The following is a 1,779-nucleotide window of genomic DNA, read 5'->3' on the forward strand; positions in this document are numbered from 1 at the left end:
GGCGGTGATGTCAGCGGTGGCGGTGATGTCAGCGGTGTTGGCGCCGACCAGGGCCAGGTGGGCGCGGCGCGGGTTGAACTCGGCGGGGTCGCGGGCGAAGCGGGCTGCGGCGCCTGCTGCCGGGCGTGGCGCAGGGATCGGGACGTGCTCGGTGCCGGCCGCGAGCATTGATGAGATCTTCGACACCGACAGCACATCCAGCTCCAGGGCCTTGCCGCAGGCCACGTCGACCGGTTCGGCGCCGTAGCGGCGCACCAGGCCGAGCAGCCGGTAGACCTGCCGCATGCGCGTCCAGGGCAGGCTGTCATCGAAGTGCCGTTCAGCGTAGATGCCCACGTTGGTGCCGGCCCGATGGGCGGAGCGGATCAGCGTGTCGATGTCGCGCATCGCATAGGTCGCGCGCTCGGCGGGCAGGTCGGCCCGGTCGGTGCTGCGGCCGCCGGCGGCCTGGCGGGGATGGGTCTTGACCAGCCGCCCGCGGTCGAACAGCTTGACCAGCGCGCCGTCGGCGCGGGCCAGCAGGTGCCGGCCGATGTATTCGCCGGGCACCGAGTACAACGCCTTGCCGATCTCGACGTGGTAGTCCTTGTGCACCTTCACCTTCTTAAAGATCGGCACGTCATAGGGGCGTTCGGGCAGAGCCAGCAGGCAGGCGGCCTCCCGCTGCTCGAACACCTCGGCCGGACGCGCGCAGGTGGTGCCATGCAGGCGCAGTCCCGCCGTGGTGCGGCACCAGGCTTCGGCGCTGGCCTGGGCATCGGCCAGATCGGCGAAGTCCTCCCCGGCGAAGAAGTTGCCGCGCACGTACTGCACCATCCGCTCCACCTTCGGCTTGTCCTTCGGCGCGCGGACCCGCGCTGGGTCGGTGGCGAAGCCGGCGTGCTGGGCGTAGTCCAGCCAGCCGGCGGTGAAGGTCGGGTTGATGGCGTCGGCATCGCAGATGACCGGGCTCAGGTTGTCCGGGATGAGCACCTGGAACACCCCGCCGAAGAACCGCCACGCCTGCTCGCAGCCGGCGATCACCGCCTCCAGCGTCTGGGAGAAGGTCAGCCAGATGAACATGTGCCGCGAGTAGACCGCCGTGAAGATCAGCACATGCGCGGCCCGCCGCCGCCCGGCCGCCGGATCATAGATCAGCCCGAGCCGGGCGAAGTCGACCTGGCACTCCTTGCCCGGAGCTCCGTCCAGCACTCGGACGGTGGTCTTACCCCGGCCGAACGTGCACCGCTCCACGCAGAAGCGATGCAACGTGCGATACGGCACCTCCACGCCGAGCCGGACCAGCTTCAGACGGATCTTCTCCACCTGCAGGCCCTGCTGGACCCAGCCGCGGATCTGCTCGTGGCGCTCCTCCAGCACCGCCCAGCTCGCGCCGTGCCGCCCATCGGCGCGCACCGGCCGCACCCGATCGACGACCTGACCGATCAGCTCATCGGTCAACTGCCCGGCGCCGCCCTCGCGGACCAGGCCCGCCGCCTGCGCCGCCTCGACATACCGGCGAGCCGTCTTACGGTCCACCCCCGCCTGCTCGGCCACCTTGCGCAGGCCGACCCCCGTCAGCCACGCCCGCAGCACCTCGCGTACCTCAATCACCGAAACCTCCCGGAACGCCATGCCCCCGAACCCCCGCCATGTCGGATGACCTGGCAGAAGTCGTAACCGGAAGTGATCAACCACCTGAACGTGACACGCCGGGTGGTCCCATCACTGGCAACCGGGTGGTCCCATGCTCGTGGCAGAAACTCCTCCCAAGTGGTCCCATGAAGCTGGCCGGCGACA

At 69.9% G+C, this 1,779-nt stretch carries 1 protein-coding gene; it reads right to left on the bottom strand.

The genetic code is table 11. From position 1 onward, the window contains the following. The coding region (gene istA / locus Q9G87_RS60230; RefSeq protein WP_305925674.1) for an IS21 family transposase at positions 1-1,593 on the bottom strand (1,593 nt) is incomplete at its 3' end. Positions 1,594-1,779: the final 186 nt, after the last annotated feature.

Origin of the sequence: Nonomuraea turcica (assembly GCF_030718205.1) — a bacterium.
GTDB lineage: Bacteria > Actinomycetota > Actinomycetes > Streptosporangiales > Streptosporangiaceae > Nonomuraea.